A 22,105-nucleotide genomic window follows, 5' to 3' on the forward strand; every position below is an offset into this window, starting at 1 on the left:
TCATGGGTACGGGTCGGCCGCCTCGTCATGGCTACAGGTGCCTCGTCTCGGCCGGCGGGTTCTGCCAGTTGTCGTTGCGGCCGTCCGAATAGTGCACGGGCGAGGCTGCCAATTCGGCATCCGACGCATTGTCCAGCGAGGCGACGTGGATCGAGATGAAATCGCCGCCGAGAACCTCCAGATGCCCGCGGCCGAACGCATGTACGCCGCAGTGCTTGCAGAACAGGTGATGCATGCTCTGCGTATTGAACTGGTAATTGCTCAATGCTTCTTCGCCAGTCAGCATGCGAAACGCATCGGGCTTGACGATGGTGCCCCATTGCCTGGTCTTGCCGCAGTACGAGCAGTTGCATTTGCCGGTGCCTGCGGCCAGGTCGAGATCGGTTTCGAAACGGACCGCGCCGCAATGGCAGCTGCCTTGATAAGTCTTGATCATGGATTTCCCTTGGAGCGATGCCGAAACCATCCGGCGGTAAGTGCGAGCAGCAGCATGCGCCGCTGCGGTAGTCGTGTTTCGGATGTGGTGGTCGGCAGCCGGTATTGGCCTTCGACCATCATTCCGCGCAGCTGCATCGGCCGGTAGGCCGTCATCAACGCGCGTTGCCATGTCTTGCTCATGACGCCCTCCTTCAGGCGGCCGCCTGCCCGCTGCCCAACCACGGCGGCGGTACGGCAAGCTTGAACATGCGATACCAATGCTCGCGATCCATCGGGCTGTACAGATCCAGTGCCCGGATCACTTCGCGTCCGAATTCCACGCTACCCAGATGACTGGCGGTGATCACGCCGCCGTCGGCCACGGCCAGTGCGCGATCGTCGTAATCGCCGTGGCCGCGATACTGCGGCACGTGCATGGCGATCTGGCCCGGCCAACTGGCGGTGTGGCGACGCCCTTCGAGCAAGCCCACGCGCGCCAGTGCCAACACGGCGTTGTCGATAGCCGCCAGGGTCACGCCCTGCTCATGCATCCGGGCAATGGCCGCGAGTGCGTTCTCGCTCTGGCGCCGCTCCCACAGATGGCCACCAGGCAGGATCAGCAAGGCCGCGTCATCGGCATCGAGTTGTTCCAGGGTCAGCTCGGGCAACATGCGCAGCCCGCCCATCGACACCACCGGCTGCATCGAGAAACCGACGGTGCGCAACTGCCAATCGCCGGGGCGACGGATCTCGCACAGCGCCAGCGCGGCCTGCCAGTCCGCAAATCCTTCAAAAGCCAAGAAATAAACCGTGTCTCGCATGACCTCTCCCTCCGCTGATGTTGAGATCATGGAGGGGGGCTACTGCCAACGTGTTGTCAGTAGGGAATGTGGAATGTTCCGGCGAGCACCCGGCCCCCTCACCCCAACCCTCTCCCCCGGCGGAGCCAGGAGAGAGGGGGCTGACTGAGGCAGGTCTTCAATCGCGCGCGCTTTTGCTCCCTCTCCCCTGGCTTTGCCGGGGGAAGGGCTGGGGTGAGGGGGCGCTCCTGCGCTCTCGCATCAACTGGCAGCATTCAGCCCCACCAGCGACAATACGCATCCTTCTTCCATCGGGCCGACCATGAAGTCCATTTCCCTCATCCAGTTCCTGATCGAGGAACGCCGCGCCGGTCACATCAATAACGAGCTGTCGTTGCTGATCGAGGTGGTGGCGCGTGCCTGCAAGCGCATTGCGGTAGCGACGAACAAAGGCGCATTGGGCGGTGTACTGGGCAATGCCGGCAGCGACAACGTGCAGGGCGAGGCGCAGAAGAAGCTGGATGTGATCTCCAACGAGATCTTGCTCGAGGCCAATGCCTGGGGTGGCCACCTGGCCGCATGCGCTTCGGAGGAAATGGAGGATCCGCAGCAAATCCCGGACATGTACCCGAAGGGCAATCACCTGTTGCTGTTCGATCCGCTGGACGGTTCGTCGAACATCGACGTCAACATCTCCGTCGGAACGATTTTCTCCGTGCTGCGCTGCCCGGATGGCGTGACCGAGCCGAAGATGGAGCACTTCCTGCAGCCGGGGACGACCCAGCTGGCGGCGGGTTATGTGGTCTATGGCCCAGCGACCTTGCTGGTGCTGACCTTCGGGCACGGCACGCACGAGTTCACGCTGGATCGCGAAGTCGGCAGCTTCATCCTCAGCCGCCGCGATATCCGTATCCCGAACGAGACGGCCGAATTCGCCATCAACATGTCCAACCAGCGCCACTGGGAAGCGCCGATGCAGCGCTATATCGGCGAGCTGCTGGCCGGCAAGGACGGTCCACGCGGCAAGGATTTCAATATGCGCTGGGTGGCCTCGATGGTGGCCGACGTGCACCGTATCGTGACCCGCGGCGGCGTGTTCTTCTATCCGCTGGACGCCAAGATCATGTCCAAGGGCGGCAAGCTGCGCCTGATGTACGAGGCCAACCCGATGGCGTTTATCGTCGAGCAGGCCGGCGGTGCGGCGACCACCGGTCGCGAACGGATCATGGAGCTCCAGCCGCATGGCCTGCACCAGCGCGTGCCGGTATTCCTCGGCTCGAAGCAGGAAGTCGAGGTGGCCACGCACTATCACCAGCAGGCCGACGGCGCCAAGGCGTAATGACCGCCGATTTTATCGAGGTCTATGAAGACGCCCTCAGTGCCGCGCAATGCGCGGCACTGATCGACGCGTTCGAAGCCAGCGGGCAGGCGGTGGACGGACAGGTCGGTGGTGGTGTCTATCCGCAGCTCAAGCGTTCCAGCGATATCACGATCAGCGGCAAACCGGGCTGGCGCGATAACGAAGTCACGTTGAACCTCGCCATGTTGGCGGGACTCACCGCGTACCTGCGCCGCTATCCCTATACCTTGATTGCTCCCCTGATGCTGCAGGTACCGGGTTCGGACGGCCAGCTGCGCCGCCTGCAGGCCGATGACATCGCCAGCATGAGCGATGCCGAGCTGGGTGCGTTGGCACGGCAGGTCTTCATGCCGGGCGATATCAACCTGCAGCGTTACCGTGCCGACCAGGGCGGCTATCCGTACTGGCATTGCGAGTTGTTCCCGCGCCATGCCGACGCGCAGACGTTGCATCGGCACCTGTTGTGGACGATTTACCTCAACGACGCGTTCACCGAAGGCGAAACCGAGTTCCTGCACCAGGATCGCAAGGTGGCGCCGCGTCGCGGCAGCCTGCTGATCGCGCCGGCCGCATTTACCCACACGCATCGCGGTAACCGGCCACGCGGGGGCGACAAATACATCGCCACCAGCTGGATCCTGTTCAAGCGCGCCGAGCAGCTCTACAGCTCTTAACGGCCGGCAACGGGCGCGAATACGCCCGGGTTTTGCCATCTATGCGGAGCGGACCGGCCATTACAATGCCGCGCGCTTCCCCTTTTTCCATGAGTGATCCATGAGTCCTGCCGCTTGCGCACGTCGTTTGATGCCTTTGCTCGCCGTCGCGCTGATCGGCGGCTGCGGCGTGCTCGGCCATAAGAAGCCACCGCCGCCAACCACCGCAGCGGTGGTAACGCCGGTAAAGCTGCGTATCGGCCTGGCGCTGGGCGGCGGTGCCGCAAAAGGCTTTGCGCATATCGGCGTGATCAAGATGCTCGAAGCCAGCGGCATTCATCCGGACGTGGTATCGGGCACCAGCGCCGGTAGTGTGGTCGGTGCGTTGTACGCCAGCGGCATGGATGCATTCCAGCTACAGGAGCAGGCGTTTTCGCTGGACGAATCGAAGGTTCGCGACGTGCGTCTGTTCTCCGGTGGCCTGGTGCAGGGTCAGAAGCTGCAGGACTACGTCAACCAACTGGTCGACAACCGTCCGATGGACAAACTGAAACTGCCCTTCGCCGCGGTATCGACGGAACTGGACACCGGTCAGCGCGTGGTCTTCGTGCGCGGCAATACCGGCCAGGCGGTGCGTGCGTCCAGCAGCATCCCGGGCGTGTTCGAGCCGGCCGTGATCAACGGCAAACGCTATGTCGACGGCGGTGTTTCCAGCCCGGTACCGGTAGATGCGGCACGCCAGCTTGGCGCCGACATCGTGATCGCGGTGGATATCTCGACCAAGGCGGCGGACAACAAACCCGACGGCATGCTCGGCACCATCGGGCAGTCGATCAACATCATGGGCGAGAAGCTCGGTGCGCAGGAGCTGGCGCGCGCCGATGTAGTGATCCGGCCCAAGGTCGGCGGCATCGGTGCGACCGCTTTCGAGCAGAAAGACAGGGCGATCCTGGAAGGCGAGCGTGCCACCCTGGCGGCGATCCCGGCCATCCGCGCCAAGATCGCCGAGCGTGAGGCACTGCAGCATGCAGCGATGCCTGCAACCGCCAAGCCTTGAGTTTCAAGGATTTTTCAGCGGGCATTGCAGATCGTAACTTCCTGGACTTGGATCGAGCCAAACCAAGCTGCTAGCGTGTCGACTTTCGTCCGTCCCACGAGATTCGACCATGCCTCGATCCGCTCGCTTGCTACCGGCGCTGCTGGCCTTTTGTGTCACCAGCGCATTTGCCACGCCCGATGTTCCGGCTGCTGCCAACAACGGCACCGACCCACGCATCAACGACTTGCTGGTTGAGCTTGCCAAGTCGCAGCGCATCGACGAAAGCGAGCTTTCTCCCGATGGCCGCCTGCTGGCCTGGGTTCGCCACAAGGACAAGCACGCCCAGATCGAACTGGCGACGGCGAACGGTAGCGGCGTGCAGCAGATCGGGGTGGGCAACGCGGCGGACTGCAACGGCAGCGCCATTGCCTGGTCGCCGGATGCGCGCCAGTTGGCCTTCATCGCCGACTGCGTCAACAAGTCAACTGACGGCAAGCCCGCCAGCGGCAATGGTCCGAGCAAGCACGACAAAGGCGTCTATGTTGTCGATGCAAACAAAGCCGGCGAGAAGCCACGCCGGCTCGGCACGCTCAACGGTTACGCGCACGCTCTGACCTGGTCGCCGGACGGCAAGAAACTTTCGTTCCTCTACGTTGAAGGCTCGGACCGTCGCGCGAGCGCCACGGCGGCAGCGGATCCCTCGGTCGGCGAGATCGGCGTCGACAATATCGTCGAACAGCGCATCGCGACGCTGCCGGCCGACGGCGGCACGATAGAGCAAGTCACGCCCGTGTCGCTGCACGTCTATGAATACGCCTGGTCGCCCGACAGCAAACGCTTTACCTACACCGCTGCACCGCCGCCCGGCGACAACAACTGGTGGATCTCCAAGCTGTATGTGCAGAACGCGATCCCGGGTACCGCAAACACGGTCGTCGTCGACCCGGCCACCGTCAGCGGCCCGTTGCACGGCTTGCAGATGGCCGTGCCGCGCTTCTCGCCCGATGGCAACCGCATCGCTTTTATCGGTGGCCTGATGAGCGATCAGGGTGCGACCGGCGGCGATATCTACAGCGCCGCCGTAAGTGCCAACGCCACGCCGACCAATCTCACGACCGGCACGCACGTCACACCGGTATGGTTCAGCTGGTCCGGCGCGAATCAGTTGGTAGTGTCGCAGGTCAGCAACGGTCAGAGCGAGGTCGCCGAGTATGCGGTGGCAGGCAGCGCGGCCAAACCGACGCGCACGTTTTTCACCGTGCCCTCCAGTATCGGCAGCGGTGATCTGTCGATGTCGCTCTCGCTAAGCCGCGACAGCAAGCAGGTCGCCTTCGTGCAAAGCGATTACGCGCATCCGGCCGAAGTACACGCCGGCGCACTCGATACGCAGGCGCCGCCGGCCGTGACATCGATCAACGCCGCGCTCAAGCCGTCGTGGGGCAAGGCCGAATCGGTGGAATGGGATAACGAGGGTTTCCACGTACAGGGTTGGCTGCTGTATCCGGCCAACTATGACCCGTCCAAGTCGTATCCGATGATCGTCACCGTGCACGGTGGCCCGTCGAGTGCGGTGATCCCGCGTTGGCCGGGGGTTGGCTTTGGCGGCGCGCCGCTCTCCGCGCTGGGCTACTTTGTCTTCATGCCCAACCCGCGCGGCAGCTATGGCCAGGGCCAGGCCTTCACGCAGGCCAATCGCAAGGATTTCGGCTATGGCGACCTGCGCGACATCCTTGCCGGCGTCGATGCGATCGAAAAGAAGTTGCCGGTTGACGACAAGCGCCTGGGCCTGACCGGTTGGAGCTACGGCGGCTTCATGACGATGTTCTCGGTAACCCAGACGCAGCGCTTCCACGCTGCTGTGGCCGGCGCGGGCATCTCCAACTGGCAGAGCTACTACGGTCAGAATCTGATCGATCAGTGGATGACGCCGTTCTTCGGTGCCTCCGTCTATGACGATCCGAAGGTGTACGCAAAGAGCTCGGCGATCAATTTCATCAAGCAGGCGAAAACCCCGACCCTTATCGTGGTCGGCGAGCGTGATGCCGAATGCCCCGCACCGCAGTCGTTCGAGTTCTGGCATGCGCTGCGTGCGCAGAATGTGCCAACGTCGCTGGTGGTGTACCCGGGCGAGGGCCACGGTTTCGTCAACCCGGCCAACCAGCGCGACGTGTTGCAACGTGCGCTGAGCTGGTTTGGCAAGTATCTACCGCCGACCAACTAACGCTCCCGTGACTCCAAGCGAAGGCCGCTGATTCGTCAGCGGCCTTTTTTGTTGCATTTGCTACAGAAAATTTTGCGTTTCACGCAAGAGGTTACGTATACGCGCCTTGTTACAAACCGTTACATATAGCCGTCCATCATTTGGACGTCCAAATTCACGTGCGTGTTCACCGTTTCAGTTTGTTTCATCAAAACGCAGCGTTCAAATGCCGCCAAAGCACTAGACGATCTCGTTGATGCATGAGCATGATCGCCTGCCTTTGGCTGCAGGCCGAAGTACAACGGATATCCAATGCGACTTCCATAAAGCTGTCCGATGAGATGGCTGGAAGCATGCGCCCTGCAACAAGAGGCATCGCGAAACCACTGGAGTCGAAAAGAGACACAAACGTTGTTGTACGACGCAACATCACAGGGGGACTCGTTATTTCCTTTTGGCATTATCTTTGGGAGAGAGTCATGAAAAACGAGCTTGTGATCGGTGCATCGATTGCCGCTGCTTTAGCCGTACTGCCGAGTCTTGGCCTGGCCACTGACACGGCGACAGCCGCACTTGCGGGTATCAACACTAACGAAGCGCCGCGTGTCACCGCGACCATCGACAATCGCGCGTTGACGGCGGTAGCCAACACCCATCTTGGGCTGGTGGCAAAAACGAAGCCCACGGAGACCGTGGCCGATTCGCTGCCAATGAACCATATGCAACTAGTGCTCAAGCGCAGCGGGCTGCGTGCCAACGCATTGAGCAAATTGATTGCCGACCAGCACGATCCCTCGTCCGCGAAATTTCATCAATGGCTGACGCCGGCACAGTTCGGCCAGACCTTTGGCGTCAGCGATGCCGATATCGCTGCCGTATCGTCCTGGCTCAAATCGCAGGGCTTTACCGTCAACGGTGTCTACCCGAACAAGATGCAGATCGACTTCAGCGGCACGGCCGCCACGGTCAAGCAGGCCTTTCATACCCAAGAGAACCGCTACACCATCAACAATGCGGTGCACATCGCGAATGCCGGCGATATCAGCATCCCAACGGCATTGAATGACGTCATTGTCGGTGTCGCTGGCCTCAATGATATCCATCCCGATCCGCAGCACACGGCACCACAGGTGGCTCAGTTCAATCCGTCGACGCGGATGTTCGCGGTGCCGCAGCAGCCGGGCAAGACCAATTTCGCCAAGTCCTCACTCGCGAAGCTGGGCCCGGATGCCGTACCGTTCACTACCGGCGAACGTGGTTTCGCGCCCTACGATCTGGCCAAGATCTACGGTGTCGACAAACTGCAGAGCAGCGGCATTACCGGCAAGGGCATCACCATTGCGGTGGTCGATGTAGAGTCGATGGTGCCCGGCGATTGGACCAACTTCGTCAGCCAGTTCAATCTGGGCAGCTTCGGCGGAACGTTCTCACAGGTGCAGCCGCAAGCCGATGGCCTTACCAACTGCGTGGATCCGAATATCGCCAGTCCCAACTCCGACTTTACCGAAACGGTACTGGATGCGGAGTGGGCAACCGCGATGGCGCCGGGCGCAAACATCGTGGTGGCTACCTGCGATAGTGGCAACAGCAACAACTTCTTCGGTGGTGTGTTCACCGCGGCGACCAACCTGATCAACGGCACGAGCCGTCCGAACATCATCAGTGCCAGCTACGGCTTTGGCGAAGGTTCGACCGATGCGGCCAGCAAGAGCGCGATCGATCTGATGTGGGCGCAGGCCGATGCCGAAGGCATATCGGTGTTCGTCTCCAGCGGCGATTCCGGCGCCAACCCGAGCTTCAACGGTGGCGTGATCAACGGTGCGGGCATCGATGCCAACTCGCTCGGCACGTCGCCGAATGTCACGACGGTGGGCGGCACCGACACCGCCGACGTACTCGATGGCACGACCAAGAAATACTTCAGCTCGACGATCAATGATGTTTACGGATCGGCGCTTTCATATGTGCCGGAAATTCCGTGGAACCAGTCCTGCGGCAATGACGTGGCGGCCAAGTCGCTCGGCTTCGCCGACTCGATTGCCTTCTGTAAGGAGGCGGTCGTGTTCGATCCGCTCAGCCTCTACACCACCTCCGAAGGCGGCAGTGGCGGCCCATCCTCGGTGGACGCAAAGCCGGTGTGGCAGCGTCTGGTCAAGGGAACGGCAAAGGACCAATCGCGCGACGTGCCGGACGTGGCCTTGTTTGCCGGTTCGTACGGACAACACTCGGCCGTGATCCTGTGCACGGCGGCCGATCCGTGCGCACCCAACTTCACCACCCCCACCGTGCTCGAAGGCGGCACTTCGTTATCGGCACCGATGTTTGCCGGTATCCAGGCCTTGATGGACCAGGGCTTGTCCGAAGCGGGCCTGCCTGCCAATCAGGGCAATGCAGCACCGACCTTGTACGCACTCGCGGCCAAGGAATACGGCGGCCCGACCGGCACGGCGCCGGCCACGCTGGACGGTTGCAGTTCCGATAACGGCACCAAGGGTACGGCCAAGTGCGTCTTCCACAATGTGGTGCGCGGCGGTATCTCCACCCAGTGCTATCAGTTGAATGGCGCGGCCACCCCGACGCCGGATTGCTACTTCTACATCACCAATCCGGAGTTCCTGCTCGGTCCGGGCCAGCTCGGCCTGATGTCGACCGATCCGAGCAAGAAGTACAGCGCCAAGACCGAAGCCTTCGCCGCGCAGCCGGGTTGGAGCTTTGCCACCGGATTGGGTTCGGTGGACGCCAACAACCTGCTCAGCGCGTGGAAGTCGTTTGTTGGTGTGAAGTAAACGCCGTTGTGTCTCAGTCCTCGGCGGCGAAAGCCGCCGAGGATTTCACGCCAATAAACCGAAGGCAGCAAAATAGCTTCAGTATTCATCGTCATCCCGGCCAGCGGGGGATGACGGGTAGGAGATGCATGGTCGAGTTCCCGTAGAATCGAAGCCCTCATTCGACGTAATGAAAGGATCGAGTCGTGGAGGATCTACAGGCATTCGCCCAACAGGTTTTCGACGCCCAGCCGTTCAGCCGCTTTCTCGGCGCACAACTGACGCAGGCTGGACCCGGCACGGCAGAAATAAGTCTCCCGATCGTCGATCATCTCAAGCAGCAACACGGTTTCGTTCACGGCGGCGTCCTGAGCTATCTGGCGGATAACGCAATCACCTTCGCCGGTGGCCTGGCCTTTGGCGGCAACGCGCTGACCTCCGAGTTCAAGATCAACTATCTGAAGCCGGCCCTTGGCTCGGTGCTTGTCGCGCGTGCCCATGCCAAGGCCGTGGGCAAACGCCAGGCCGTATGCCAGTGCGACATATTCGCAGTTCGCGACGGTGAGGAGATCCTGTGCGCGATCGCGCAGGGCACCGTGGTGCCGGCGACAGTAAACCCTTAATCTTAAATACTTTCGTTTTGGCACAAGCCTGCCCATCCCCATGGCATCTGTCGCACCCGAATCTGCAGAAGCGATAACCATTCGTTGCGACGACGGCGTCGTGCTTGGTGGCCACTGGTGGCCGACCGCGACCGCAGTGCCTCTCGGACTGGTCGTCATCAATCCGGCGACTGGCGTGCTGGCTCGTTACTACCATTACTACGCGCGCTTTCTGACCGCGTCGGGTTTCGATGTCCTGACCTACGATTACCGCGGTATTGGCCTGTCGCGTCCCGAGCGACTGCGGGGCAGCGGTTATCGCTGGCGTGATTGGGGGCAACTCGACTTCGATGCGGCGATTCGCTTCGCCAATCAGCGGCGCAGGCAAGGGGCCTTGCTGGTTGTTGGTCACAGTGTCGGCGGTTTTCTTCCGGGCCTGGCGAAAAATGGCCACCTGGTCGAACGCATGCTGACCGTGGGTGCGCAGTATGCGTACTGGCCTGACTACGCAGCGAAGCAGCGAGCCAGGCTGTTCTTCAAATGGCACGTGGTCATGCCTGCGGTTACGGCATTGCTTGGTTATTTTCCGGGCCGCAAGTTCGGCTGGCTGGAAGATCTGCCCGCCGGCGTCGCCAACGAATGGAGCTTCAAAGGCGCGCGTACCGAACGCAGTTACCCCAAGGCCAGCCGGGCCGAGGTACTGGAACGCTTCGCTGCATTTCAGGCGCCCATTCTCGCCGTGGTCGTCAGCGACGATGAACTGGGCACCGTTTCGGCTGTGCGTCGCTCCCTGGGTTACTACGGAGCGGCAGCAAAGACCGAAGTGATGCTGTCGCCCCATGACCTGGGTCAGAAGAGCGTGGGTCACTTCGACCTGTTCCATGCACGGCACACGCAGGGCTTCTGGGCGGACACGCTGCATTGGCTGCGTGACGGGATCAATCCCTGGCCAGGCAAGCCATACGGCTAGCCCGCGGCGCGCTTACGCCATAAGCGCTAAGCACAGGCTTTCCGGAAAGTGGCAAACTCGCCCGAGCCGGACTGGCTCCGAGGGGTTATGGCCGCGATTGCGATCAGCTTGGGCGTCTTTGTGCTGGCCTGGGTCGGCCTGTGGCTGGGCGCGTGGTTGGCGCCACGGTTGCCGCGGGATCACCTGTCCAACGACGCGCGCAACTCGGCGCAGATCGGTATCGGCATGATGTCGACGCTAGCAGCACTGGTACTCGGTTTCATGATTACCTCGGCGCGATCCTCGTTCGATCGCGCAACCGATGATGTCGTCGCCGTATCGACGTCGATCGTGATGGTGGATCGTGCACTCTCGGGCTATGGCGAAGAGGCGCGTCCGGCACGCGATCAGCTGCGCGCCTTTCTGGATCGGGCGACAGGTCGTGTCGCGGGCGACGGCAATGTCAAAGAGGTCATCTTTCGTGTTCCGCTGACCAACCTCAGCTTGCTGACACAATTGCAGCAGTCGATCCTGGCGCTCAAGCCAGCCAATGACGCGCAACGCTGGTTTCAGGCACGCGCGTTGACGTTGAGCAGTGAACTGAGCCGTGAGCGTGTCGTTACCTCCGAACAGAGCGTGCAATCGGTACCCGTACTGTTGCTGGTGGTCGTCGCAGCCTGGGTCTTTCTGATCTTTGTCGGCCTCGGCGCGTTCACCGTACACAACCGTTCGGTGCGCGTCGTGCTCGTCTGTTCCGCATTGGCTTTTGCCGGCTCAGTGTTTTTGATACTGGAATTCGAAACGCCGTACTCGGGCATCATTCGGGTATCTGGCCAGCCTTTGTTAAATGCCGCCGAGGAGCTGGCGAGATAACGCGCCGTCCTGCAAGATAGCAGCGATAGCTTTGAGCAAAGGTTCGCTCGTGTCTGCCGATATCGCCCCGCTTATTTCCCCCGCGCAATTCGAGTTTTCCGCCGGTGGCCTATGGTTGTCGCACTGCAAGGATGGCCCGATGCCGCGCGTCGCGGCCAATGCGTTGATGGCCTTGCTGCAGACCGAGTTGCGGCCATGGGAGCTGCGCTGGCAGAGCGATTTCCTCGATGTGCAACAGAAGCTGCGCAACGCCGGCGCAGCCTTGCTTGGCGTGGCGGCCAAGGATGTGAGCCTGGTGACCTGCACTTCGACCGGACTGGAAGCCATTGCCTATGGCTTTCCCTGGAAGGCCGGTGACGAGGTCGTCATACCGGCGGGTGAGTTTCCGAGTAACCGCCTGCCCTGGCTGGCACTGAACCAACGCGGCGTGCGGTGCACCGAAGTCGACCTGTGGCCGAATCATCGCGTGCCCGATGCCACTATTGAGCCGGAGCATCTCCTGCTCGATGCGATCACGCCGAACACGCGTATCGTGGCGGTGTCATGGGTGCGCTTTCAGGACGGTATCCGCCTGGACCTGGCCAAACTCGGCCACGGTTGCCGCGCGCGCGGCGTGCACCTGGTGGTCGACGGCATTCAGGGGGCCGGTACGATGGTGCCCGATCTCAAGCACGCCAGCGCTTTTGCTACCGGTGGGCACAAGGGGCTGTTGGGCGGGCAGGGGCAGGGCCTGCTGTGGACCGATGCGAACTTTCGTCGGCAGCTTCTGCCGCTGGGCACCTGGCTATCGGCACCCGCCAGCTTTTCCCAGGGCGGCGTCCAGGCGACCCACGAAAACCTCTGGGCCGACGACGGGCGCTATCTCGAAGCGGGCAGCCCGACCATTCTCGGTTGCGGCGCGCTGGCGGCGTCGATCGATTTATTACTGGTCGCCGGCGGCGCGGCCGCCATTCGCGATCATGTCATCAAGCTGCAACTGCGCCTGCTCGACCGGCTCTTGCGATATCCCGCCTGGAGCAACGAAGCGACGCGCCTGAAGCGCCTGGTCGAGGCCCATCGTGTCGGCTCCGTACTTTCGTTTGCGCTGGAACAATCCACGATCGACGCCCTGCTGCAGCGTGGCGAAGCGCAAGGCATCAGCGCGAGCACGCGCGATGGTTATCTGCGCATCGCGTTGCACGGCTGGCACGCGTCGGGCGACATCGATCGGTGCGTCGATTGGCTCACTTCGGGCTGAACGAGCCTTCGGCCATGCTGGCCGTCTGACGCCTCGCGGTATATCGCGGTAGGCTTGCAGCTACCCATCCTGTGACCGAGCGGATCGAAGAACCCATGGTTAACCATCAAGTAGCTTTTCCTGATGATGAAAACGGCGACGTGTTGCGCCAGATGACCGAGCAGGGCGACAACCTGGAGACACCGCGCGAAATCGACTTCTCGGTCATCTTTCCCACCGAAGACGCTGCACTGAAGTTTGCGGTCCTGCTCTTGCGCAACGGCCAGAAAGTGTCGTTCTCCGAATACGAAGAACACGACGAACTGCCGTGGCAGGTCCAGGCCCATCCTTTCATGGTCCCCACCCACGAAAATATTTCCGGTTACGAGGCGTTGCTGGCGGAAGAGGCCGAAGCGTTTGCCGGGCAGAACGATGGCTGGGGATGTGAAATTCAGCAATGAGCGGAACGGCGGTGCGGCAACGTCCAACGAAGCTGCCCGTCGTATCCACAACTCACCCTCGCGCCATGGCGAAGCTCAAGCACGTCGGTCACGAAGTTTCCATGCATTTCTTCGTGCTTGAGCACCAGCGCCGGATAACTCCAGATGCACAGGCGGTTGTCTTCCCCACAGGTGACGAGCGAACCATCGCGCAGAAACCTGATTCGCCGGATGGCAGCATCGTGCGCCTTGAAGAATCCCACCTCCCTTGCGCCTCCCTGATCCATCCGCCAAAGCGTCAGGCCGCCTTTTGCATCGCCCGCCGCCAGGGAACAGGCATTCTCTTGACCGGTCCGACACGAAGCGATGCTCCGCAACGGATGCTTGCAGCGTAACGCGAGGAGACATTCGCGCGTAGCGAGGTCCCAGATTCGTACGCTGCCGTCTTCCGATGCCGTTGCCAACCGGTCATCACCGAGATCCACCATTGCCCAGACCCATCCCTCATGGCCTGTAAATTCCTGCAGGCACTTTCCCTCGTCAGACCATAGGCGGATGGTGTGATCGGCGGCGCCTGTAGCCAGGTTTTCCCCTGGCAAGCGAACCAGCGAAAGTACGGCCGCATCGTGTGCCGTGATGGACCGAATGCAACGCTGCGTCGTGATGTCCCAATAGCGAAGCGTGCGGTCGCGTGAAACCGAGGCGATGACGCCTGCGGCACATTCAGTCAGGCCGAGTACCGACTGGTCATGGCCGATGAGTGTGACACTCGGTTCGCCCTGCGGATGCCAGATACGTATCTTTCCATCGCGTCCTCCGCTCGCAACGCGGCCGTCGCTGAGTTCGGCAAGTGTCCAGATATAGCCCTGATGCAGCGAAGAAGTAGCGTGCTCTTGCACAGAACCGCGCTGAAACAGTAGATCGCTACGTAATACATACTTGGTGCCGGCGGTAACTTCTTCGCCTGCATGCCAGATGTCATGCTCGAAAAGAATCAGACTGCCCATTCGCGGTCGAATACGGGTGATGACGTTCGAAGCTTCTTCGCCGCCGGCTGGTCCTGCCGAATAGAACAAGGTGTCGCCGCCCTCGAAATCATCGCCATCGGTCAGGTAAATCATGAAGGTGAGCATGGAGCGACAATCGACTCCCCGGTGATGCACCCCATCCTGATGAATATGAAACTGCTGCCCGGGTCGATACCGGCAAAGGCGGAAACGCTCATTGATGCTTCTTGGCTTCCAGCCTGCGAGGACATCGTCCGGTAGCAGGCATTCCATGCCGGCAGGGACCAGATGGCCAAGGCGTTCCAGCAATCGCCTGGCAAGTTCCGGATCATTCGAGACTTGCCTGTCGTTGTTTCTATACGAGGGTGGGTAATCCAGCTCGGCGCTGCAGAAGCCCCGGTCCTCGGCGGCATCGATCAGCTCGCTGCATTCGGCGGGCGATAAAAAGCCTGGAATCAATACACAGCGCCCCAGGTCTGGCGGTAGCGGATGTTCGAGCATTCCGTGCCGGTTGCTACCCAAATCGAGGCCGTTTTTCTTATGACTCACTGCGACCATGACCTCACCATTTATTGGTTGATCAACCAAGTTATGACGGACGTTACTCGTTCCAGGGCTGGCAATCAACTATTTCTTGGGTGTATAACCAAATTATAAAAAAGGACCCGCCATGCCTCGCAAACCCAACACCGAGCTTCGCCGGCAGCAAATTGTCGATGGCTTGCTCAAGACCATCGCCACCCAGGGCTATGCAGGAGCTACCGTCCAGGCGATTGCAGCTGCCTCCGGGCTGGCGCCGGGGCTGATCCACTATCACTTCCACGACAAGCGCGAGATCCTGGTCGCGCTGGTAGACCAGCTGGCCGGCTATGCATCGCATCGATTCGAATCCCGCGCCAGCATGGCGACCACCGCCCAGGGGCGACTGCGCGCCTATATCGATGCGCGTCTGGCCTATGGCGCCGATGCCAATCCAGACGCGGTGGCGGCCTGGGTAATGATCGGTGCGGAAGCCATACGCGATCCCGACGTGCGCGAGATCTACCAACGCGCAGTAAGCCAGGAGATCGCGCTGGTCAAGAAACTGCTCAAGGCGCAGCTTGTCGATAGCGGCAAGCGCGTGCGCAAGCTCGATGCCTTTGCAGCCGGCCTGCTGGCTTTCGTGGAAGGTGTGTTTGTACTCGCCAGCAATGCCCGAACTATCGTGCCGACGGGCTTTGCGGCGGACATGGCGAATGAATGGGTTCAGCGGTATATCGCAGCGGAGCCGCCGGCCAATCAGCATGGCAAGCCTGATGGACCGGTTCCTTCTGTACGCAAGACGCGGGGGAGCGCGAAATGAACAAAGCCCTGGCGAAGGATATTGACCATCCGGCGCGTTTTGTCGCTACCGACTTCGCGGCTTGGTCCCGCGCCTGGGCCGGGCTCGGTGTCGCATTCGCGTCCAGGAACGTTTTCGACGAACTGCTAAGCAGCTATGGCGAGGCCCATCGCGCTTATCACACTCGTCAACATCTGGAGGATTGCCTCGTATCATTGGACGAGGTGCGTGAACAGTGCGACCACGCGGATGAAGTCGCCATGGCCCTGTGGTTTCACGATGCCATCTACAAGCCGCGTCGCAGCGACAACGAAGCGGCAAGTGCTGATTGGCTGACACGCGTAGCTCGCGATTCAGGCGTGGTGGAATCTTCAGTCACGCGAATGCATGCTCTGATCATGGCGACACGGCACACGGCGGCTATTGATGAGCATGATGCGAAAGTGCTTGTCGATATTGATCTGTCGATTCTTGGGGCGCCCGCCGAGCGATTCGACGCGTACGAGATGCAAGTGAGGCAAGAATACCGCTGGGTACCTGGCCCCATCTATCGAGCCAAGCGTGCCGACATCCTGCAAGGCTTCATGGATCGGCGCACTATCTACGAGACGCCGCACTTCCGCGCCCGGCTTGAGGAAGCGGCGCGAGAGAATATGCTTCGTTCGATCTCGTTGTTACGGCGTTAGTGGCTGCAGCTATAGATCGCGACATAACGCACGAGCGAGTCGGCGTGCTGGTCAACGCCCTCGGTCACCGGCATCGCCGTATGCGACACGATTTGTTTGAGCTTCGCATCGCCGGCACAGCCGCGTCGCGCTTCCTGTGCGCAAGGAGCATCTGTGGCATGGGTAAGCGTGCACTGGACCGTGACTTGATGCGCTTGGGTGCCGAGGGTCGGTGACTGCGTCGCCTGGGCGGATGCATAGCCCGAAAATCCCAGTACAACCGGCAAGACCAACGTCCATGGGTGACTCATCGTCCTCTCCTGTGACCGGAATAATCCGATGCGCGGGTTTATACCGCAGCCGGATGCTAGCGACGTTACATCGATCGCCGCCGGCTACAACGACCTGATCTGACGGCAATTTCTTTCGCTTCGACCATCTGGGACTACGTCCCTCACGCTCCCGGAGTTACTCTTATGGCCTGGCTGGCCAGTCGGCCAAAAACGGCCAGCCGCTCCCCCATGACACCCTGCAGAGTCCGCGCCATGAGCAATGAAACCGAGATCCCAGGCGTATCCGAGTACGAAGGTCCTGCCGGTGGCTGGGGTGCGCTGCGGGCCGTGGCCAAGGCCATCAGCGGCCAGCTCGCGGTGGGTCGGGAAGCCTTGGCGCTAAGGAAGATGAATCAGCCGGACGGGTTCGATTGCCCTGGCTGCGCCTGGCCCGACCCCAAGCACACCAGTTCTTTCGAGTTCTGCGAGAACGGCGCCAAGGCGGTGTCGTGGGAAGCCACGGCCAAGCGCGTCAAGCCGGAATTCTTTCAGGCCAACACGGTGACATCGTTGTGGCAGTTGAGCGATTACGCACTCGAAGGCCTTGGCCGCCTGACCCATCCGCTGGCCTACGACGCGGGTAGCGACACCTATGTGGCGATCGGCTGGGACGATGCGATGCAACGCATCGGCACTGCGCTACGTGCGCTGCCCGATCCGCGCATGGCCGAGTTCTATACCTCCGGCCGTACCTCGAACGAAGCGGCATTCCTGTATCAGGCGTTTGTGCGCGAGTACGGCTGCAACAACTTCCCCGATTGCTCGAACATGTGCCACGAGGCCACTAGCGTGGGCTTGCCCCAGTCGATCGGCGTCGGCAAGGGCACGGTCACGATCGAGGATTTCGATCATTGCGATGCGGTCTTTTGCATTGGCCACAATCCGGGCACCAACCATCCGCGCATGCTTGCGACCTTGCGCGAGGTCGCCAAGCGCAACGTTCCCATCGTCGCGATCAATCCGTTGCCCGAGCGTGGCCTGGAGCGATTCACCTCGCCGCAAAGCCCGGTCGAGATGATGACGGGCGGCGAGACGCCGTTGGCCACGACGTATTACCAGGTGAGCTGCGGCGGCGATCTGGCGTTTCTCAAGGGCATGATGAAATGGCTGCTGGACGCCGATGCGCAGGACATCGCCGGCGGTGGGCAGGGTCTGCTCGATCGTGCGTTCATTGCGGAGAACACGACCGGCTTCGAGGCGCTGGCCAGCGACCTCCGTGCCACGCAGTGGAGCGATATCGAAAGCAAGAGCGGGCTGTCCCGTGCCGATATCGAGCACGCCGGTTCGATCTACGCGCAGGCCAAGCGCGTCATCATCTGCTACGGCATGGGCATCACCCAGCATCGCCACGGCACGCAGAATGTGCAGCAGCTGGCGAACCTGCTGATGCTGCGAGGCAATCTCGGCCGCGAAGGCGCCGGCATCTGCCCGCTGCGCGGTCATTCCAATGTGCAGGGCGATCGCACGGTCGGCATTACCGAGAAACCCGATGCCGCGCTCATCAAAGGCATGAAGCTCGCGTTCGGTTTCGATACATCGCCGGAACACGGCCACGATGCCGTGGCTGCGGTCAAGGCGATTCGCGACGGTCAGTCCAGAGCGTTGATATGTCTGGGCGGTAACCTTGCGGTGGCGATGCCCGATCCCGACGCTACCTTCGATGCGATGCGCAAGCTCGACCTAGCCGTGCATATCGCCACCAAGCTCAATCGCTCGCATCTGATCCTGGCCAAGGAGTCGATCATCCTGCCGTGCCTGGGCCGCACTGAAATCGATATGCAGGCCGAAGGCGCGCAGTCGGTGACGGTGGAGGATTCCATGTCGATGGTCCACGCCTCGCGCGGCGGCCTCACACCGGCCTCGGAATATCTGCGTTCGGAGCCCTGGATCGTCGCCCAGATGGCCAAGGCGACTCTGCCCGACACACGGGTGGATTGGGATCACCTGATCGCCGATTACGATCGCATCCGTGACAAGATCGAAATCGTGTTTCCGGCCTTTGCCAATTTCAATCAGCGCGTACGCGAGCCGGGCGGCTTCCGTCTGTTTATCGCGGCATCCGAGCGCAAATGGAACACGCCGGACGGCAAGGCGCATTTCCTGGTGGCGCCGGGCATCGAGGAAGACGATGGCCTCGAAGATGGCACGCTGGTGCTGACCACGCTGCGCGCGCACGACCAGTACAACACCACCATTTACAGTCTCAACGATCGTTATCGCGGCATTACCGGTCGCCGCGATGTGATCTTCATGCATGCCGACGACCTCGCCGCGCGCGGCCTCAAACACGGCGATCGCATCGTCGTCGAAACCTCTGCAACCCGGGCCAAGCGTTCGGTGGTTGGCTTTACCGCCGTGTCCTATCCGATCGCCCGCGGCACGGTGGCGATGTATTACCCGGAAGGCAACTGCCTGGTAGGGCTGGACGACCATGACCCCCAATCGGGCACGCCGTCGTACAAGTCCGTTCCGGTGGTCATACGGGAGTGGCGAGAGGCGTCGTGAGGCCGTCAGCGAAAGGCGGGGGTCGCTACGCTCCGAGCGGAATAGCGACCCTGACTCTCAGTCCCTTGCCCAAAGGCGAATCGAGCAGCTCGATCGACGCACGGTGTAGCCAGGCGACGCGTTGCACGATGGACAGCCCCAGGCCATAGCCGTCGCCTCGGCTGGATGCTTCGCGATGAAAGCGCGCGAATACGGCATGGCGGCGTTCCGGCGGAATACCGGGGCCATCGTCGATCACCTCAAGTGTCGTTTCGTGCGCGTTCTGTTCGATCGCCAGTTGAACCTGTCCGCCACGCGGAACATGTCGAATCGCGTTTTCAAGGAGATTGCGCAGCAATGCTGCGAGCGCCGCATCGTAACCTTGCACCAGTACGGGAGACTGTCGTTGCGGCAGGCCCAGCGCGACGCCGCTGCCGGCGATGGAAGGGCCCAGTTCGGCAATGACGTCACTGGCAATTTCGAGCAAGTCGATCGTAGCGGGCTGGTTGGTCGCGACATTGGCTTCGAGCCTCGCCAGCGCAAGCAGTTGTTCGATACGTCGCGAGAGCAGGCGAACGCTGTTTTGCGCACCGGCAATGCTGTCGTAGATCTCGGCCAGGTCCGTCGTTGCCATCGCGCTTTCCAGATTGAGCGTGATGGACGCCGCGGGCGTGCGCAGTTCGTGCGCCACATCGGCGCTGAAGCGTCGCTCGCGTTCCAACGCGTTTTCCTGGCGTTCGATCTGCTCATTGAGCGCGGCAAGCACGGGTTGAAGTTCAAGCGGGGAATGATCGAGGGTGATCGGCTCGCGATTGCCCGGCTCACGTGCAGCCAGCGCCGATGCCAGGCCGGTCAAGGGCTGCAGGCCGCGCTTGACCGCCCAGCCGACCAGCAGTGCAAGCACCGGCAGGCCGAACAAGAAGGGCAGCCCGTGATCGAGCCACAGCGCGTGGACGATTTCCTCGCGTGTGTCGTAGCGATCCGCCACACGGATCACCATGTCATTGGGTTTATCGACAAAGGTAAAGACGCGCCAGATGTGATGGGCTTTTTTCAGGTCGAGAAATTCGGAACGATCCATCGCGGACGACGGCAAGGTCGAAAGATTGGCCGTTCCCAGGAGCAACTGTCCCCGCCCGTTGAAAACCTGAAAGCCGACTTCCGACTCGTCGGTACGCACTTCCCCCAAGCTGCGCAGCGTCGATTTCTTCTGCACCGGAACCAGCAGCGCCTCATTGCCGATCAAGGCGCGAACGCCGGTTCGCTGGACCAACGAGCCGATCGTATGCGCCGCCTGCGCCAGTCGCCCATCGGACAGCTCTTCCATTTCTGCCGTGGTACGGCGAAAGCTGTAGAGCGCGAGCGGAAGCAGCACGAGCACCAGCATGGTCACGATCAACCAGCGCAGCCGTCCACGCAGGCTGGGGTGCCTCATTGCGGTTCTCGTGGAATCATGTAGCCGAAGGCGCGTATGTTCTGGATCGTCTCGAAGCTCAGCTTGCGTCGTAGCGAATGAACGATGACGTCCAGGGCGCTATCACCGACAACCTTGTCGTTGCCGTAAAGCGAACTCTCCAGAAAATCCCGCCGCACCAGTCGGCCGGCACGTTCCATCAGTGCCTGCAGCAACGAGAACTCGCGCCGGGTCAGGTCGACACGCTGGCCACGAAAGGTGACCTCCAGCGTGGCGAGGTCGAGGCATAGCGAGCCCACCTCGATGCGGTTGTCGGCCAGGCCCTGCATGCGGCGGGTGAGCGAACGGATCCGCGCACCCAGTTCGTCCAGATGAAACGGCTTGGTGAGATAGTCGTCGGCGCCTGCGTCGAGCCCATGTACGCGTGCCTGGACGGCGTCGCGTGCGGTAAGGATCAGCACCGGCGTTCGGATACGGGCACGACGCGCCTCGACCAGCACATCCAGGCCATCCTTGCGGGGGAGGCCGAGATCGAGCAGTACAAGGTCGGCGGTTTCGTCGCGCATCGCGGCCACGGCGCCCTCGCCATCGAGCAACCATGTCACCGTATACGAGAGACGCTCAAGAGCCCGGCGTATCGCTGCGCCGAGCTCCTGGTCGTCTTCAATCAGAATGATGTGCACGTGTCACTCCGCCAATGGCTGTCGTTGCATCGTCGGCCGGGTGGGACGCGATGCCACGAGCGATTGTCTTACAGCTTTGTGACAGTCGCGGGTAAGCGCGCAGTTCGGATCCTCATCGGCATCCAATCTAAGGGGTCGAATGAGCGTCGCCGGTCAAACCGGCGGCACGCAGTTCCGCGGCGGCGGCCGCAAGATCATGCTGCATCGCCGGCGAGGTCAGCATCGCGCTGGCCAAGGCCTGGCCGAACATCCGCCCGGCATAGATGTCCTGCAATGTGTGCACGCCCTTGACCACGCGTCGCCAGCCGATGTCCCTGGCGTGCTGCATCAGGGCGTCGCCGTCCTGCGGAAACAACTGTGTCAGCAAGATGGCGTCGACCGTGGCGCGACTGGAATGCCCGCTGGGATAGCCGAAGCTTTTCTTCGAAGCATGCTCGGGATTCATCGCGCAGGCCGAAGCAGGCGGGCAAGGCCGCACGCGCCTCCAATGGTTCTTGGACGTGTCGACAGCTTCCTTGGTCTCGTGCTCGGCTTCCTTGAAAAGCGCCGCCACGTGCGGGAGCTTGTCGGCCTGGAATCCGGGGCCTACCACCGACGCGAACGCGAACGCATCGAACTTCTCTTCCTGTTCTGCCGCATCGAAATCGGCGCTGGAGCGCTGCGCGAAGGCGCGGTCGGTGGTGGCGCGATCGGCCTGGTCTTCCGCGCTGCCCGGTGCACTGGGCGGCGGAAGCATGGCGAGTACCGTATTGACCTGGCTGGCGCTCAGGTAAACCTCGGTCGGATGGGCATCGCGTGCATGAGTAACGGTGCAGGCGAGGGCGGCGATCAGAACGACCGCAAGACGGTTAGGGATCTGTTTCATGATTCGATTCCGGTTGCCTT

Annotated in this window: 21 protein-coding genes; 13 read left to right on the top strand and 8 right to left on the bottom strand. The window is 61.7% G+C overall.

The window, feature by feature from the left end:
- Positions 1 to 31: 31 nt before the first annotated feature.
- The 3 genes from QMG46_RS04135 to QMG46_RS04145 are packed head-to-tail and all read right to left on the bottom strand — an operon-like array spanning position 32 to position 1,238.
- Positions 32 to 436, bottom strand: coding sequence for a GFA family protein (locus QMG46_RS04135; protein ID WP_281851212.1), 405 nt, complete (start codon positions 434 to 436; stop codon positions 32 to 34).
- A complete protein-coding gene (locus QMG46_RS04140; RefSeq protein WP_281851213.1) occupies positions 433 to 618 on the bottom strand; it encodes a hypothetical protein in 186 nt (61 codons plus the stop codon). The genes QMG46_RS04135 and QMG46_RS04140 overlap by 4 nt, the downstream gene beginning before the upstream one ends.
- 11 nt (positions 619 to 629) lie before the next feature.
- Positions 630 to 1,238, bottom strand: coding sequence for a DJ-1/PfpI family protein (locus QMG46_RS04145; protein ID WP_281851214.1), 609 nt, complete (start codon positions 1,236 to 1,238; stop codon positions 630 to 632).
- 301 nt (positions 1,239 to 1,539) lie between these two features.
- On the opposite strand from QMG46_RS04145, the gene QMG46_RS04150 reads away from it, so the two are divergent.
- From QMG46_RS04150 to QMG46_RS04195, 10 genes are all read left to right on the top strand, one after another.
- Positions 1,540 to 2,556 carry a class 1 fructose-bisphosphatase gene (locus QMG46_RS04150; RefSeq protein ID WP_281851215.1) on the top strand — a complete coding sequence of 339 codons (1,017 nt, stop codon included), beginning with the start codon at positions 1,540 to 1,542 and terminating at the stop codon, positions 2,554 to 2,556.
- Positions 2,556 to 3,251, top strand: coding sequence for a 2OG-Fe(II) oxygenase (locus tag QMG46_RS04155; RefSeq protein ID WP_281851216.1), 696 nt, complete (start codon positions 2,556 to 2,558; stop codon positions 3,249 to 3,251). Before QMG46_RS04150 ends, QMG46_RS04155 begins: the two co-directional genes overlap by 1 nt.
- Before the next feature lie 100 nt (positions 3,252 to 3,351).
- Positions 3,352 to 4,287: a patatin-like phospholipase family protein gene (locus tag QMG46_RS04160; protein ID WP_281851217.1), complete on the top strand. Its 936-nt coding sequence runs from the start codon at positions 3,352 to 3,354 to the stop codon at positions 4,285 to 4,287.
- Positions 4,288 to 4,396: 109 nt separating this feature from the next.
- Positions 4,397 to 6,490 carry a S9 family peptidase gene (locus QMG46_RS04165; protein WP_281851219.1) on the top strand — a complete coding sequence of 698 codons (2,094 nt, stop codon included), beginning with the start codon at positions 4,397 to 4,399 and terminating at the stop codon, positions 6,488 to 6,490.
- A gap of 458 nt (positions 6,491 to 6,948) precedes the next feature.
- Positions 6,949 to 9,255 carry a S53 family peptidase gene (locus QMG46_RS04170; protein WP_281851220.1) on the top strand — a complete coding sequence of 769 codons (2,307 nt, stop codon included), beginning with the start codon at positions 6,949 to 6,951 and terminating at the stop codon, positions 9,253 to 9,255.
- A 185-nt stretch (positions 9,256 to 9,440) separates the two neighbouring features.
- Positions 9,441 to 9,857: a PaaI family thioesterase gene (locus QMG46_RS04175; RefSeq protein WP_281851221.1), complete on the top strand. Its 417-nt coding sequence runs from the start codon at positions 9,441 to 9,443 to the stop codon at positions 9,855 to 9,857.
- A 40-nt stretch (positions 9,858 to 9,897) separates the two neighbouring features.
- Positions 9,898 to 10,806 (top strand): alpha/beta hydrolase family protein, encoded by a 909-nt coding sequence (locus QMG46_RS04180; RefSeq protein ID WP_281851222.1) that lies wholly within the window; start codon positions 9,898 to 9,900, stop codon positions 10,804 to 10,806.
- 87 nt (positions 10,807 to 10,893) lie between these two features.
- Positions 10,894 to 11,658, top strand: coding sequence for a bestrophin-like domain (locus QMG46_RS04185; protein ID WP_281851223.1), 765 nt, complete (start codon positions 10,894 to 10,896; stop codon positions 11,656 to 11,658).
- A gap of 49 nt (positions 11,659 to 11,707) precedes the next feature.
- Positions 11,708 to 12,895, top strand: coding sequence for an aminotransferase class V-fold PLP-dependent enzyme (locus tag QMG46_RS04190; protein ID WP_281851224.1), 1,188 nt, complete (start codon positions 11,708 to 11,710; stop codon positions 12,893 to 12,895).
- A gap of 95 nt (positions 12,896 to 12,990) precedes the next feature.
- On the top strand, positions 12,991 to 13,335 hold the full coding sequence (locus QMG46_RS04195; protein ID WP_281851225.1) for a ribonuclease E inhibitor RraB: 345 nt from the start codon (positions 12,991 to 12,993) through the stop codon (positions 13,333 to 13,335).
- Here the strand turns inward: QMG46_RS04195 and QMG46_RS04200 are convergent.
- Positions 13,326 to 14,879: a 2OG-Fe(II) oxygenase gene (locus QMG46_RS04200; RefSeq protein WP_281851226.1), complete on the bottom strand. Its 1,554-nt coding sequence runs from the start codon at positions 14,877 to 14,879 to the stop codon at positions 13,326 to 13,328. The two genes, QMG46_RS04195 and QMG46_RS04200, sit on opposite strands and share 10 nt — an antisense overlap.
- Positions 14,880 to 14,991: 112 nt before the next feature.
- Here QMG46_RS04200 and QMG46_RS04205 point away from each other — a divergent pair, with 112 nt between their 5' ends.
- On the top strand, positions 14,992 to 15,663 hold the full coding sequence (locus tag QMG46_RS04205) for a TetR/AcrR family transcriptional regulator (RefSeq protein ID WP_281851227.1): 672 nt from the start codon (positions 14,992 to 14,994) through the stop codon (positions 15,661 to 15,663).
- Positions 15,660 to 16,328, top strand: a complete 669-nt coding sequence (locus QMG46_RS04210; RefSeq protein ID WP_281851228.1) for an HD domain-containing protein — start codon at positions 15,660 to 15,662, stop codon at positions 16,326 to 16,328. The genes QMG46_RS04205 and QMG46_RS04210 overlap by 4 nt, the downstream gene beginning before the upstream one ends.
- On the opposite strand, the gene QMG46_RS04215 is transcribed toward QMG46_RS04210, so the two are convergent.
- Positions 16,325 to 16,618 carry a hypothetical protein gene (locus tag QMG46_RS04215; protein WP_281851230.1) on the bottom strand — a complete coding sequence of 98 codons (294 nt, stop codon included), beginning with the start codon at positions 16,616 to 16,618 and terminating at the stop codon, positions 16,325 to 16,327. The genes QMG46_RS04210 and QMG46_RS04215 overlap by 4 nt on opposite strands.
- A gap of 234 nt (positions 16,619 to 16,852) precedes the next feature.
- Here QMG46_RS04215 and QMG46_RS04220 point away from each other — a divergent pair, with 234 nt between their 5' ends.
- Positions 16,853 to 19,144, top strand: coding sequence for an FdhF/YdeP family oxidoreductase (locus QMG46_RS04220; protein ID WP_281851231.1), 2,292 nt, complete (start codon positions 16,853 to 16,855; stop codon positions 19,142 to 19,144).
- Between the two features lie 25 nt (positions 19,145 to 19,169).
- Here the strand turns inward: QMG46_RS04220 and QMG46_RS04225 are convergent, their stop codons facing one another.
- The 3 genes from QMG46_RS04225 to QMG46_RS04235 all read right to left on the bottom strand — a co-directional run bounded on the left by QMG46_RS04225 (position 19,170) and on the right by QMG46_RS04235 (position 22,085).
- Positions 19,170 to 20,558 (bottom strand): ATP-binding protein, encoded by a 1,389-nt coding sequence (locus tag QMG46_RS04225; RefSeq protein ID WP_281851233.1) that lies wholly within the window; start codon positions 20,556 to 20,558, stop codon positions 19,170 to 19,172.
- Positions 20,555 to 21,220 (bottom strand): response regulator, encoded by a 666-nt coding sequence (locus QMG46_RS04230; protein ID WP_281851234.1) that lies wholly within the window; start codon positions 21,218 to 21,220, stop codon positions 20,555 to 20,557. The genes QMG46_RS04225 and QMG46_RS04230 overlap by 4 nt, the downstream gene beginning before the upstream one ends.
- A gap of 127 nt (positions 21,221 to 21,347) precedes the next feature.
- On the bottom strand, positions 21,348 to 22,085 hold the full coding sequence (locus QMG46_RS04235; protein WP_281851235.1) for a phosphatase PAP2 family protein: 738 nt from the start codon (positions 22,083 to 22,085) through the stop codon (positions 21,348 to 21,350).
- Between the last annotated feature and the right edge of the window lie 20 nt (positions 22,086 to 22,105).

The organism is Dyella sp. GSA-30 (assembly GCF_027924605.1).
Classification (GTDB): domain Bacteria; phylum Pseudomonadota; class Gammaproteobacteria; order Xanthomonadales; family Rhodanobacteraceae; genus GSA-30.